Origin of the sequence: Flavobacterium notoginsengisoli (assembly GCF_014207905.1) — a bacterium.
Classification (GTDB): domain Bacteria; phylum Bacteroidota; class Bacteroidia; order Flavobacteriales; family Flavobacteriaceae; genus Flavobacterium; species Flavobacterium notoginsengisoli_A.
Map to the genome: position 1 here is coordinate 244,130 of NZ_JACHLB010000003.1, position 12,828 is coordinate 256,957.

At 31.7% G+C, this 12,828-nt stretch carries 14 protein-coding genes; 8 read left to right on the forward strand and 6 right to left on the reverse strand.

Features of this window, described 5'->3' with window-relative positions; translation table 11 throughout:
• Positions 1 to 9 precede the first annotated feature (9 nt).
• Positions 10 to 732: a DUF1963 domain-containing protein gene (locus tag HNP35_RS11490; RefSeq protein ID WP_184161768.1), complete on the reverse strand. Its 723-nt coding sequence runs from the start codon at positions 730 to 732 to the stop codon at positions 10 to 12.
• Positions 733 to 1,033: 301 nt separating this feature from the next.
• Here HNP35_RS11490 and HNP35_RS11495 point away from each other — a divergent pair, with 301 nt between their 5' ends.
• Entirely contained in the window at positions 1,034 to 1,951 is a 918-nt protein-coding gene (locus HNP35_RS11495; protein WP_184161772.1) for a DsbA family protein, read from the forward strand.
• Between the two features lie 526 nt (positions 1,952 to 2,477).
• Here HNP35_RS11495 and tnpA read toward each other — a convergent pair.
• On the reverse strand, positions 2,478 to 2,939 hold the full coding sequence (gene tnpA, locus HNP35_RS11500) for an IS200/IS605 family transposase (RefSeq protein ID WP_184161775.1): 462 nt from the start codon (positions 2,937 to 2,939) through the stop codon (positions 2,478 to 2,480).
• Between the two features lie 388 nt (positions 2,940 to 3,327).
• Here tnpA and HNP35_RS11505 point away from each other — a divergent pair, with 388 nt between their 5' ends.
• Genes HNP35_RS11505 through HNP35_RS11515 form a run of 3 tightly spaced genes read left to right on the forward strand, consistent with a single transcriptional unit; the run spans position 3,328 to position 4,554 of the window.
• Positions 3,328 to 3,831, forward strand: coding sequence for a hypothetical protein (locus tag HNP35_RS11505; protein WP_184161777.1), 504 nt, complete (start codon positions 3,328 to 3,330; stop codon positions 3,829 to 3,831).
• 15 nt (positions 3,832 to 3,846) lie between these two features.
• Positions 3,847 to 4,251 carry a hypothetical protein gene (locus HNP35_RS11510; protein ID WP_246453480.1) on the forward strand — a complete coding sequence of 135 codons (405 nt, stop codon included), beginning with the start codon at positions 3,847 to 3,849 and terminating at the stop codon, positions 4,249 to 4,251.
• Positions 4,252 to 4,281: 30 nt separating this feature from the next.
• Positions 4,282 to 4,554, forward strand: a complete 273-nt coding sequence (locus tag HNP35_RS11515) for a PrgI family protein (RefSeq protein ID WP_184161780.1) — start codon at positions 4,282 to 4,284, stop codon at positions 4,552 to 4,554.
• Between the two features lie 73 nt (positions 4,555 to 4,627).
• On the opposite strand, the gene HNP35_RS11520 is transcribed toward HNP35_RS11515, so the two are convergent.
• From HNP35_RS11520 to HNP35_RS11530, 3 genes are all read right to left on the reverse strand, one after another.
• On the reverse strand, positions 4,628 to 4,996 hold the full coding sequence (locus HNP35_RS11520; protein ID WP_184161783.1) for an STAS/SEC14 domain-containing protein: 369 nt from the start codon (positions 4,994 to 4,996) through the stop codon (positions 4,628 to 4,630).
• 323 nt (positions 4,997 to 5,319) lie between these two features.
• A complete protein-coding gene (locus HNP35_RS11525) occupies positions 5,320 to 7,242 on the reverse strand; it encodes a metallophosphoesterase family protein (protein WP_184161786.1) in 1,923 nt (640 codons plus the stop codon).
• Positions 7,243 to 7,406: 164 nt separating this feature from the next.
• Positions 7,407 to 8,057 (reverse strand): HAD family hydrolase, encoded by a 651-nt coding sequence (locus tag HNP35_RS11530; protein WP_246453482.1) that lies wholly within the window; start codon positions 8,055 to 8,057, stop codon positions 7,407 to 7,409.
• A 201-nt stretch (positions 8,058 to 8,258) separates the two neighbouring features.
• Here HNP35_RS11530 and HNP35_RS11535 point away from each other — a divergent pair, with 201 nt between their 5' ends.
• Entirely contained in the window at positions 8,259 to 9,428 is a 1,170-nt protein-coding gene (locus HNP35_RS11535) for a DUF4861 family protein (protein WP_184161789.1), read from the forward strand.
• Between the two features lie 117 nt (positions 9,429 to 9,545).
• Here HNP35_RS11535 and HNP35_RS11540 read toward each other — a convergent pair whose 3' ends face one another.
• The gene (locus HNP35_RS11540) at positions 9,546 to 10,613 is read right to left on the reverse strand and encodes a LacI family DNA-binding transcriptional regulator (protein WP_317618015.1); all 1,068 of its coding nucleotides are present in this window, start codon (positions 10,611 to 10,613) and stop codon (positions 9,546 to 9,548) included.
• A 122-nt stretch (positions 10,614 to 10,735) separates the two neighbouring features.
• Between HNP35_RS11540 and HNP35_RS11545 the strand changes: the two genes are divergently transcribed.
• The 3 genes from HNP35_RS11545 (at position 10,736) to HNP35_RS11555 (ending at position 12,797) form a co-directional block, all read left to right on the forward strand.
• The gene (locus tag HNP35_RS11545) at positions 10,736 to 11,185 is read left to right on the forward strand and encodes a YhcH/YjgK/YiaL family protein (protein ID WP_184161792.1); all 450 of its coding nucleotides are present in this window, start codon (positions 10,736 to 10,738) and stop codon (positions 11,183 to 11,185) included.
• 3 nt (positions 11,186 to 11,188) lie between these two features.
• Positions 11,189 to 11,851 (forward strand): bifunctional 4-hydroxy-2-oxoglutarate aldolase/2-dehydro-3-deoxy-phosphogluconate aldolase, encoded by a 663-nt coding sequence (locus HNP35_RS11550; RefSeq protein ID WP_184161794.1) that lies wholly within the window; start codon positions 11,189 to 11,191, stop codon positions 11,849 to 11,851.
• Between the two features lie 133 nt (positions 11,852 to 11,984).
• Positions 11,985 to 12,797 (forward strand): SDR family oxidoreductase, encoded by an 813-nt coding sequence (locus HNP35_RS11555; RefSeq protein ID WP_184161796.1) that lies wholly within the window; start codon positions 11,985 to 11,987, stop codon positions 12,795 to 12,797.
• Positions 12,798 to 12,828: the final 31 nt, after the last annotated feature.

Consider the following 12,828-nt stretch of genomic DNA (forward strand, 5'->3'; position numbering starts at 1 on the left):
TTTTCTTTTTTAAGATTGTCCCCAATGAAATTCACAGTTATCAAAATTCAAATTCTTTAAATCATTTTTATCGATTAAAACACTAAAGACACCTTCATCGTTAAATCCGTTTTCTCCTATTTGCAAAAGCACTACTTTGTCAGAATTTACTATATCTAATATCTCTTGCTCCTGCGCTTGGCAATGTGTAAAAATTCCAAAGATTTTAGAGGTTTCGCTTCCTTCAAAATAATCCCATAAAACTCCGTCTTCATTTGCATCTTCTTCTTCATATTCGTCTTCTGGCTGACGATAACGACTAGACAGTTTTTCAGTTGCAGGAAATGCCGATTTTATCAGAACTCCTTCAAAGAAGTTATCTTCATGCTCTTTTACTACTCTTTCTAATTCACTTTTCTCAATATCTCTGTAAACCACCAAACCTTTGTCTTCCATAATATCCGCAAAGAAAAACAACTGTCCTGTTTTTGGTAAAAGTCCCGATTTATCATGCGGTACAATTTGTTCCAGATCTAACTGAGCCGCAAATCGTAAATCTTCTGGATATTCAAAATCTTTAGGAAGATCTGCAATTGGTCCGCCATAACGTGAATGTCCAATCGGAATATCTAAAGTTCCTACTTTTACCAACAAACCATCTTCTAAAAGTATTTCGGGCATTTTCAAGCTATCTCCATAATAATGTTTCGTTGCTGGACGTAATTCAATAATGTCAAAAATTTCGTTTTTCATCTTATTCAAAAATTATAGTATTGATTTTGGCTTTTAAATTATTAACTGTGAAAATAAGCAATTACTTGTAAGATTGCAATTACTTTATTATTCAAAACGTAGTTATTGAGAAAAAATGATATTAAGTTAAAATTGCCTAGTCATCTTTTTTTGACTAATTGACTTGCGATGAAATACGGCAGAACTTTACAAAAAAATAAAAAAATCCGAGAGTACATTTTAAAATCAATTTATGCAAATACTGTCGATACTATTAATCTTGGTTTGCAGTTATGGCTGTCAATCGCAAACAAATTCAAAAATGAGTGAAGAAAAAACAAATCCGTTATTATGTGATCCTGTTAATGGAACTTGCGAAATGCCTTTGGGCGAAAAATCAAATGAAACCGCTACTATTTCAACAGAAAACAAACCAATAAAAATTGTCTATTATACAGATCCTATTTGTTCTTCTTGCTGGGGAATTGAACCTCAACTTCGAAAATTAAAACTGGAATACGGAGATTATTTTGAAATTGATTATCGAATGGGAGGTTTACTTCCAGATTGGAGTTATAACAGCGGCGGAATCAGCAAACCTTCAGATGTTGCACATCATTGGGATGAAGCCAGTTTGTATTACGAAATGCCAATTGACGGAGATGTTTGGTTGGAAGATCCTTTAGATTCTTCGTATCCTTCTTGTATAGCTATGAAAGCGGCACAAATTCAGAGCAAAGAAAAAGCCGTGAAATTTATGCGAATCCTTCGTGAGAAATTATATCTAGAAAAGAAAAATGTAGCCAAATGGGAAAACATTTCTGAAGTAGCAAAACTGGCTAATCTTGATCTAGAAAAACTAAAAAAAGATTATGACGGCGATGCAAAAAAACTTTTTGAAGACGATTTAAAACTTGGCAAAACATTAGGAGTTAGAGGATTTCCAACTTTATTTTTTGCCGATGGAAATAATAATCAATTGACTGTTTATGGTTCGAAACCTTACTCTTCTTATAAAAATGCTTTATTGGCTTTACATCCTGAAGCTAGAAAAGAAAAATTCGTTTCAAAAAATACCTTATCGATTTTCGAGGTTTACCCTACTTTAGCTCCAAAAGAATATGCGATTATTTTAGATATTTCTGTTAAGGATGCTACAATTATTCTGGAAGAATTATACAGTAAAGGAAAATTAAATAAGAAAAACATAAAGAATGGTTCTCTATATTCTGTAAAATAACATTCTGTTAATTTCATCCCGTAGGAGCGTTTGATCGATTATAATTCAAATGACATCAGACGTCCCTACGGGACGAAACATAAATTGTTAATATTTTTTTTTCTACCGATCAAATGTTCCTAGCGGAACATCGTGGCGTAAAAATGCGTTTTTAAATTTTCTTAATCACAAATGAAATCTACCGATGAAATGTTCCTAGCGGAACATCATTGCGGAAAAAAAATGTGTTTTATTTTTTTTCAATCACAAATAAAATGTTCCATCGGAACATATGGTCGGTAGAAATCAATGATTTCGATTTTTTGTTTCGTCCCATAGGGACGTTTGAATTTTGTAATTAAAAAACATTTTACATTAATCAAACGTTCCTACGGAACGCAAAAAATGAATCATTGTTGAATTTCTACCAACGAAATGTCCCGATGGGACAATCTTTAGATGATTAAAAAAATGTTCCAATAGGAACATTTCGTCGGTAGAAAAAAATTATACGTATCTTAATTTCGTCCCGTAGGGACGTTTGATATTACAAAGTTGGTTCTTTAAAAATATATTTCGTATCGTATTCTATTTCAAATGCTTTCAAATGCTTTTGATATTCATCTAAAAATGTTTCTTTTTTATGATGCTCTACCTGATTTTCTATATATCGAATTACATTAGGAACATGACTTCTCGAATATGAAAATGCTCCGTAACCTTCTTGCCAAGCAAAATTGGAAGCTAATTTTTGGTCTTTAATCCATTTTGTAGTTTCTGTTTTTAAATTTTGCATGAGCGACGAAATAGATTGAGTTGGTCTCATACCGATAAATATGTGTATATGATCAGGCATACTATTTATGCACAACATTTTATGCTGATTAGATTGTATTATTCCTGTTATATATTGATGCAATCTATCTTTCCATTCTGATGCAATTAATGCTTTTCTATATTTTACTGCGAAAACAAATTGTATATGTAATTGTGTGTATGTATTTGCCATAAATTCTAACGATGAGATACTCCTAGCGGAACATTTCTTTTGTAATTGATGTAAATCTCAATAGAAATCAACAACAAATACCACCTCTATAAGGCAACAAAATAACACAATAAGACAAAGTCTCAAAAATGTTCCGCTAGGAACATCTCATCGGTAGCCCCAAAATAATTGGCGTTTTTAGTTTCGCTCCGTAGGAACGACTGAAACAAATAAAATTGGATTTTAAATTTTCATCATTTATAAAAATGCAATAAGACGTTAAAATTATAACCAACTGAAAATTATAGAAATACCAAATATTTTTCTGTAATATATTTTGACAAATGCTGAATTAAATTTGTAAAACAGGCATTTTTCAAATCAAAATAAACATTAAAAAAAGGAAATTATGAAAAATCTAAATAACGAAAATTATGGTCAATTCGACCCTGATTACATAGACCAAAATACTCCGATAGATTATCAGGCAGATTCTTTTTATGATGAACAAAATTTATTTCAAAATATAAATGAAGATAATTACGGAGATCAAGATCCTGATATTATAGATCAAAATACTTCTGTTGGCAATGAAAATGCGATTTATGAAGAAGATTATGGTCAATATCAGTATCAAGAGGAATTTATTGATGATGGAAAAAGCGTTTCAAACGACTCTTATACAAATGAAAGTTTAAGAGCTGAAAACATTCCAAATCAAGAAAGAATTATTAATGAAGATGGTCGAATTACAAATGATAGTGAAATCAATCATTATAATAATAACGATAATACTGATCCATCCGATTTAGATCTTGAAAATGACATTGAAAAAGACAGTGATTTTGATAAAGATGAGGAGCTTAACGATTTTGATGCCGAGCATTATCCAGAAAATCATCCTAGAGAATAATCTAAACTCTCTTTAATGACTATGGAAATTGTAACACAAATCATCTGGCTTTTTGTGCTGGCAATTCCAATTGCTTGTGTCAGTTGGACTGTAACGCATGAAGAGATTTTTAGAGAACCGCATGAATGGTGTGTCAGACATTCTAAAAATGACCGATTTATACTGTCACGAAAGTTCTTTTATCTTTTTACCTGCGAATACTGTTTTAGTCATTATGTCACAATTGCTTTTTTGATACTCTGTGATTATAAACTTTTGTTAAATGATTGGAGAGGCTATATTTTGGCAGGGTTTTCTCTGGTTTTTATGGCAAATGTATACATGAGTCTTTTTGCTTTATTACGTCAGGCAATTAAAAAAGAAAAAGTAGAAATAGAAAAAATTGAGAGCGAAACTGAAAATGAAATCAGTAAAAATTGAAATATTATATAACTAAATAAATTAACTATCATGGAGAATTTAAATTTCATAGATCCATTGTTACACGGAATTACACCTCAAAACAAATCAATCAATCTTTCAGTAAAACAAATGGTGTTTGCAGGAGTTGGTGCTTTAGTTGCATCGGCTGTATTGAAAAAAACTGGACACTCAAAAGCTAGCGCAGTTGTAGGAAGTATTGCTTTACCAATTTTAGCTTCTGCATGCTATAAAAAATACAGTCAGGTTAGTAAAGAAAAAATCGATGCTAAATCTAGTAGCGGGATTGAATACAACCATTAAAAAATGCAAACCTATCTCATAAAAAAAGAGCACTTTTTACAGTGCTCTTTTTTTATGTTTTTTAGAAATTTATTTATGAAATATTTCCTTCTACCCAATTCAAAGCTTTATTGAAATCTACTTTTTTGTAACCGCGAAATTCACCTGGAACGATAAAACTAAACCCGTTTGTAAACGAAATAATTTCATCTGTGTCTGTAATAATTGCAGCTCTATTCCATTTTCCTAAATGTTTTAACCCTAAAAGAGCATCTTGAAGCCAAGCTCCAGCGGTAAAATTTTTAATATCGGTATCTAAAACCAATAAAAAATTGATTTCGTTTGTTTGCTTTACTAAATGTTCAACAGCTGGAACAACTGCGGTTAAAAAATCTTCTTTTGTCACTTCTGCTAATGCTCTAAAAGCAACTATATTATCTGTAGTATCTATTTGATGTATCATGATGATTAACTTTTGAGTTAATGAATTTTGCTTTCCTTTTAAAAGGTTGATTATTTACTCAAAAATACTCATTATCAACAATATATAAATTACATTTAACTATTCGTTTATTATATTATTATGAGTAGGCTAGATTTTTTTAGTAGTTTTTTAACGCAAAGGGCGCTAAGAATTTACGCAAAGGACACAGAGTTTTTTTTATCTGAAAGCTATGTTCATAAATGAAAAGCTTTGCGAACTTTCTTTTATTTATAAAATCTAGCTTAAAAATTGACCTTAGCGAACTTTGCGTAAATCCTTTGCGCCCTTTGCGTTAAAAAAAATCACTTCAAACTCTTAACCTCACCATTCTTCAAATCAACCGTAAAATGATCTGCAGGAACTTCATGCATAAATTTATTGAAAATAGAGAAAAACAGTTTCATTCGTTTTTGCAAAGGTTTTGAAACTTCATCTTTAGAATCCAAAAGTAACTTTGACAAAACTTTATAAGCTGCCACTCGTTTTTCTGAAACATCGGCAAAAGCCAATTCATCTGCACTTCTAAAACGATAAAAATCAATTAAAAGATCATTTCCATTCCAATTAAAATCTTCCTTTTTAAGCTTATTTTTAATTAGAATCTGTTCTGATTTCATTTCTGCTTCTTTCCATTCTTTTTGAAATTGTTCTTTATTTTTCAAAATAAAATCAAAATCTTTATCAGAATTTATATTCGACAAAACCAATAAATCTTCAGCCGAAACATTCAATATAAAATCTTTAAAAGTAACTGGCCAATCGTCTTTTAGAAAACGAAGACGCACCAATTCTTTCAAATGGAAATCGGTAAAATCGTGATAATTTTTAGTCTTCAAAATATCTATATTCCAAATATCTTTATCGCTCTGACTTTCTAAAAATCGGTATTCCATTTTATATAAATCAAACAATTCATCATATCTCGGAACATCATCAATTGCAATAGTTTGAATATCTACAACATTGTTTTTCTTCAATGTCAATAATTTATAAGCTGGAATATAGGCCGCGAGAGATGGTGTTTGAATATTAACTAAAGTATTTCCTTTTGGAGAAGTTCTCACTCCTGTATCGTTAATATGCATATGACCTCCAAAATGAATCTTCAATCCAGCATCGGCAAAAACCTGCGCCACTTCTTCAACAGGAACTCTATTTAACTGCCATTTATTTGCCCCAAGCAATTCTTTTATTTCCGCAGAAGCATCATCATTAAAGTCAATCATTGGGAAGTGGCTAAAAGCAACTAATGTTTTTCCTTGCTTTTTGGCCTGAGCCGAAATATCCTCAACCCATTTAATCAAATGTTTTTTGTTCGAAAGCACATTATTGTAACCCGTACTTGCCTCCGAATAACTTTTAGAATCTTTTGGATCACTCACTGTTTTCTTCGGAATATAAACGTTTCCGTCAATTGCCATTAACCAAAGTCCGTCTATAGGTTCTACGACATAACTAACGTCTGGAACTTCATAACCAGGCGCAACTTCATAAACGCGATTAGTCAATTTTGCACTTTCTAAAGCTTTGTCAAACGAATAATTTTCACTCGAATAATTAGAAAAAGGAGTTGCCCAAAATTTGTTTTTCTTGTTCGGATGAAATCCAAAATTCTTGAGCTGATCTGTAATTCCTAAATAACCCATTTTAGCAATATCGGCTGTTATGACAACAGGCTGTTCAATTTGTAGATTGGGCTTATAAATACCGTCTTTGCTATAAATGGGCTGACTTTTACCATCTTTTCCTAAGAAATCTTCTTTACCAGATTCTTGTGCAAAAGGTCCGACTGGATCATGGTTTCCTGTGGTAATAAAAAATTCTATTCCGTATTTTTGAGTGTATTGTTCTAAAATTTTTGCTAATCCGCGAACGTGTATGGGCTGTCCGTCGTCTGTATAATCTCCTGGAAGTGCTACATATTTGATTTTTCGCTTGGCGATATCTTCTAAAGCTGCCAGAAAAGCAAAATAGTTTTCGTTGAAAATTCGTGTTGAATGCAACTGTGACGACATCGTTCGTACTAAAGCATATTGTCCTGTTTTCGGATTCAGAACACCTTTATAATCTGAGTCTGAAAATCCTCCGAATAAATCTTGTAAATGAACATCGGATAAAAATGCGATTTGCGTTCCGTTTAAATCTTTTGTTTTTTGTGCAGAAAGAACACCATTAAAAAGAATAAAAAATGATGCTATAAAAAATGATGTAATTTTTAATTTCATAGGTTTTAACTTTAATAAATTGGGGACACTTATTAGAAGTTTTGGAACTTTTAATTGACCGCAATTTTATTACTTTAAAGCTAAACTGAGTTTATGATAGTGTTATGGAATGATAATTTTTAGGAGATTTCTAATAATTAATAACAATTTTTAAGTTATAAAATCTAAAGTCTGAGCATAACACTTAATTCTTCATAAGAGTTAAAAAGAATTGCACCTTCTTTCTTTAAATCTTCATTATTATAGCCATTAGCAAAACCATAAACTTTAAAACCGCCTTTTAATCCCGCCCTAACTCCTGCAACACTATCTTCGACAACAATGCAATCTTCAATATTAAAGCCCATTTCTTTGGCCGCATGCAAAAAGATTTCGGGATCTGGTTTCCAACTTTTAATTACATAAGAACTAAAAATTTTTCCTTCAAATCGATCTAGTAAACCAGCCGTTTCAAGATTCAATCTGATTTTATCAACAGGTCCGCTTGAGGCTGTACAATATGGTATTTTAAGATTATCTAAAAAATCAAAAATTCCGGGCATTGGTTTTGTTTCCTTTAAGAAAGCCTGAAAACTTCTATTTCTATATTGGTCTTCAAAATCTTCTGGCAGATTTTTTCCAATTGCTTTCTCAATCTGCAAAAAACAGTTTTTCAAACTTACTCCATTAAAATAGTGATAGGCTTCTTCGAGTTCCATTTTTAAACCGTGTTCTTGTGCCATTTCTAGTAATATTCCGTTACCGATTTTTTCTGTATCGACTAAAACTCCGTCACAATCGAAAATAATACATTTCACCATTTTTCTGATTTTCATTTAATTATAAATAACTCTTTTAATAAAAGACCTGAAATGAAATTTACAAAAAAATAATCGATTCAAAAATCTAAACTTTACATTTTGATTTTCAACATTCTGTACAGAATTACCCCTATTCTGTATTTTTAATTCCTTTTTGATTTGTACTTTTATAAAATACTATTTAACCCATTTCATTAAAAAAATAAACCCTTCATTTTGAAAAAACATCTTTTATTTATAACCATTTTGGCAGGCAATTTTGTTGCCATTTCGCAAAATAAAGTCATCACTGTTTCTAATAATCTACCAGTTGACAGAGAATTTGAAACTATAGAATTGACCAAAAAATCGCTTGGTTTAAATGCAAATTCTAAACTGGAAAATTATGCTATAAAAGAAATTGGCAGTACTACTTTTTTAGAAACTCAAACGGTAGATAACGATGGTGATGGCACAGCCGATTTATTATTGTTTCAACCTAAAATAAAAGCTTCATCCAAGCAAGATTTTGAGATTTTTGTTGGAACAAATCCTTCAGCATCAAAAGTTATTAATTGCTATTCTCGTTTTGTTCCAGAACGTACCGATGATTATGCTTGGGAAAATAATAAAGTTGCTTTTAGAACTTATGGACCAGTAGCGCAAAAAATGGTCGAAGACAAAATTGCTGGCGGAACATTAACAAGCGGAATTGATGCTTGGCTAAAAAGAGTCGATTATCCGATTATTAATAAATGGTACGAAAAAGCAACAAACGGAACTGGAACTTATCATAAAGATACTGGAGAAGGTTTAGATAATTTTCATGTAGGAGACAGTCGCGGCGTGGGTGGAATTGCCGTAAATGTTGACGGAAAATATTATTTTTCTAAGAATTTTACCAGCTGGAAAACTATTACAACAGGACCAATTCGAACAAGTTTTATTTTGACTTATGCCGATTGGGATGCAAAAGGCAATAAAATAACCGAATCAAAATTGATTAGTTTGGATTATGGAAGTCAGCTTTCTCGTTTTGAAATCAATATTACTGGGACAAAAACTATTGCTGCAGGTTTGACGCTTCATGATAAAAAAGGCACTATCGGAACTAACGTAAAAGAAGGCTGGCTAAGCTATTGGGAACCAATCGACGATTCTGAAATCGGAACAGGTTTAGTCGCTCCAAAAAATACTTTGCTAAGTTTTGATAATCACGTAACAGAAGAAAAAGATTTGAGTAATCTTTATGGAAATATTTCAGTAAAAAACAACAAAGCAATTTATTACGTTGGTTTTGGATGGAAAAAAGGAAGTCCATTTCAGACTAAACAAGAATGGGAAAAGTATTTAAGTTCTTTTGCTGAGAAAATTAATAATCCGTTAGTTGTGAAGGTTAAGAAATAAGTTTTTTTTGCCACGAAGGCGCTAAGACACAAAGTTTTTTAACATAGCCCGTGGTTTCAACCACGGGTTATGTTTGAAGTGTGTTTTGTCATTTCGACTGAAAGGAGAAACTAGACTTTATTTCACAGGAAAATAATTCTCTTTCAAAATAATCTCTAACGGAATATAATGCGTCTTTTCTGTTTCTTCTTGAAGAACCAGTTTTTTATATAAATAATTGATTCCCAAATAACCTTGCTCTTCGGGTCTTTGGTTAATTAAAAAATCTATAACGCCTTTATTTAAGTATTCTATATTTTCTTTCAGCAAATCAAAACCAATAATTCGAACACCTTTAATATTATTTTTTTCTAAAAAATCTGCCACAATATAAGCTCTAGAATTTGGTACAAAAACACTATTTACGCCCAAAAACATTTCCATACTTAATTGATCTATTCCAGAATCTTTCAGCGTAACTTCTGAAAATTTAAAATTGGTCAATTCGTCATGATCTTTGAAATACGAATAAAATCCTTTGATACGTTGCAGGTAAACAGAAGTACTTTCAATTTCGCGAGTAATTTTAAAAATCAAAACATGTCTTTCATTTTTGACAGCAAAACTGATTAATCTTCCTGCCAAATAACCGCTTTGAAAAGCATTTTGTCCAACGTAAGCATGTTCATTTTCCTCAGAAATATTAGAATCGATCATGACAATTGGAATGTTCTTCTTTTTATATTCGTCTAAAAACTGAACAGATTCTTCATAAAAAATTGGTGCAAACAACAATCCATCACATTCAAACTGCATTATTTTTTTAGCAGATTCTTTAAAAGAAGACAGATTATAATCATAAAAAAAATAATCTAAAACAATTCCGAATTTACTGAATTCTAAAGCTGCTTTTTCAATTCCGTCAATCTGGCTTTTCCAATATTCTAAGGTTTCGGATTTTGGAAGGAAAATAGCAAAATGAAATTTCTTGTTTAATGCCAGATTGCTTGCCAGTATATTTCGCTTATAACCAAACTCTTCAATAATCGCATTGACTTTGTCAACCGTTTCTTGAGCCACTTGTCCACGCTTGTGTATAATTCGATCCACAGTTCCTGGCGAAATATTAGCTAATTCGGCAATTTTCTTAATCGTTATGATATTGATTCTTTTTAAGTTAAAAAAATAAAAGCAGTGCGGTAAAATTAATTTATTTTAATAAAAATAAGTTGTTTTACAGTACAATTTACATACATTTGTAAAAATACCGTGTACGCACACGCAAATATACACATAACATTAAAAAACCAAAATAATAGCGAGCGAAAATGATACTAGATTCATTACAAAATGCAGCAAAATACTACGGACTGCATCCTAATTTCAAAAAAGCATTTGATTATATAAACGAAAATAACATTGAAAATCTTGAAGAAGGTGCTTTTGAAATCGGTGAAGGTTTAAAATTGATTGTAATTGTCGGACAAGGAAATACGAAAGAAGAAGCCGTTAAAGGATTTGAATGCCATGACAAAAATATCGACATTCAGATTTCTATTAAAGGCCCAGAAACTTTTGCATGGAAACCTAGAGAGAAATGTGTGAATCCAAATGGAGATTACAGTGACGAAAAAGATGTTCGCTTTTTTCATGATGCTCCAGATACATTTTTTGAAATGCAAGAAAAACAATTTGCGATATTATTTCCAGAAGACGTTCATACCGCAATGATTGGAGAAGGTATTTTGAAGAAAATTGTAATTAAAGTCAAAATATAAATTATGAGTACAATTCAAAACTCGATAGATGTTATTGTAAAACAAGGAATGCTTCCGTTGTATTTTAATGCAGACGAAAACAAAAGTATTGCGGTTTTAAAATCTCTTTATAATGTCGGAATTAGAGCTGTAGAATATACAAGTCGCGGTCCAGAAGCACTTTCGAATTTTAATAAATTAATCGAAATTAGAAATGCTGAAATGCCTGGAATGCTTTTAGGAATTGGAACAATCAAAAATTTAGCGCAGGCAGAAACCTATTATTTAGCTGGAGCTGATTTTTTTATCAGTCCAGGATTTGTTCCTGAAATTGCTACATTTTTAATCGGAAAAGAAGTTTTATACGCTCCGGGCTGTATGACACCGACAGAAATTATCGCTGCTGAAAATGCTGGAGTAAAATTCATTAAACTTTTCCCAGGAAATATTTTAGGACCAGATTTTATGAGCGGTATAAAAGATGTTTTTCCAAACTTAACTTTCATGCCAACTGGAGGTGTAGATACAACTAAACAAAGTATAGAAACTTGGTTCAATGCAGGTGTTTCTGCTGTCGGAATGGGAAGTAAATTAATCAGTAAAGAAGTAATGGCTTATGACGCTTACGAGACAATTGAAAAAGAAACCAAAAGAGTTTTGGATTTAATTGAAGCGATAAGAGGTTAAGTTTAAAAATCTAATTTCTTAAATACCAAATTCCAATTAAAATCTTAAAAATATAAAACTAAATCAAAACCATACTTTATCTTCCAAATTGGAATTTGGAATTTTAAAGTATTGAAATTTTAAACATTAAATAATGGATTCAATATTCAATCTAAAAGGAAAAATTGCACTGATTACTGGAGGTGCTGGCGTATTGGGAAGCAATTTTGCCAATGTTTTAGCCAAGCAAGGCGTTATTGTCGGAATCGTTTCGCAATCTCTTGAAAAAGCTGAAAATACAGTAAAAACAATCGAAGCAAATGGCGGACAAGGTTTTGCAGTTCAGGCGAATGTTTTAAACAAAGAAGAAATCGAAAAAGTTAGAGATTTTATTGTTGAAAAATACGGTCGTTTGGACATTTTGATCAACGGTGCTGGCGGAAATATGCCAGGAGCAACTATTCAGCCAGACCAAGCGATTTACGATATGAAAAGTGATGATTTACAGAAAGTAATCGACTTAAATATTATCGGAACAATGCTTCCTTCTCAAGTTTTTGCTGAGCTTTTTGCAAAACAGAAATCAGGAAACATTATCAACATTTCATCAGCTTCAGCTCAGAGACCTTTAACGAGAGTAGTTGGTTACTCAGCTTCAAAAGCGGCAATTGACAATTTCACACAATGGATGGCGGTTGAATTGGCTTCTAAATACGGAGAAGGCATTCGTGTAAATGCAATTTCTCCAGGATTTTTTATCGGAGAGCAAAATCGTGCTTTATTGCTAACTCCAGAAGGAAAATTAACTCCAAGAGGAGAAAAAATTATCGATCATACACCAATGGGTAGATTTGGTTCGCCAGAAGATATAGACGGTGCGCTTTTATTTTTATGTAGCGATATGTCAAAATTTGTAACTGGAATAACATTGAAAGTTGACGGCGGATTTGCAGCAACAAGTATTTAATATTTCCGGCTCCTGCAAGGTTTTCCAAACT

Coding starts and splice junctions, on each gene's coding strand:
- HNP35_RS11490 (WP_184161768.1), bottom strand. CDS start 732: ATGAAAAACGAAATTTTTGACATTATTGAATTACGTCCAGCAACGAAA.
- HNP35_RS11495 (WP_184161772.1), top strand. CDS start 1,034: ATGAGTGAAGAAAAAACAAATCCGTTATTATGTGATCCTGTTAATGGA.
- tnpA (WP_184161775.1), bottom strand. CDS start 2,939: ATGGCAAATACATACACACAATTACATATACAATTTGTTTTCGCAGTA.
- HNP35_RS11505 (WP_184161777.1), top strand. CDS start 3,328: ATGAAAAATCTAAATAACGAAAATTATGGTCAATTCGACCCTGATTAC.
- HNP35_RS11510 (WP_246453480.1), top strand. CDS start 3,847: ATGACTATGGAAATTGTAACACAAATCATCTGGCTTTTTGTGCTGGCA.
- HNP35_RS11515 (WP_184161780.1), top strand. CDS start 4,282: ATGGAGAATTTAAATTTCATAGATCCATTGTTACACGGAATTACACCT.
- HNP35_RS11520 (WP_184161783.1), bottom strand. CDS start 4,996: ATGATACATCAAATAGATACTACAGATAATATAGTTGCTTTTAGAGCA.
- HNP35_RS11525 (WP_184161786.1), bottom strand. CDS start 7,242: ATGAAATTAAAAATTACATCATTTTTTATAGCATCATTTTTTATTCTT.
- HNP35_RS11530 (WP_246453482.1), bottom strand. CDS start 8,057: ATGAAAATCAGAAAAATGGTGAAATGTATTATTTTCGATTGTGACGGA.
- HNP35_RS11545 (WP_184161792.1), top strand. CDS start 10,736: ATGATACTAGATTCATTACAAAATGCAGCAAAATACTACGGACTGCAT.
- HNP35_RS11550 (WP_184161794.1), top strand. CDS start 11,189: ATGAGTACAATTCAAAACTCGATAGATGTTATTGTAAAACAAGGAATG.
- HNP35_RS11555 (WP_184161796.1), top strand. CDS start 11,985: ATGGATTCAATATTCAATCTAAAAGGAAAAATTGCACTGATTACTGGA.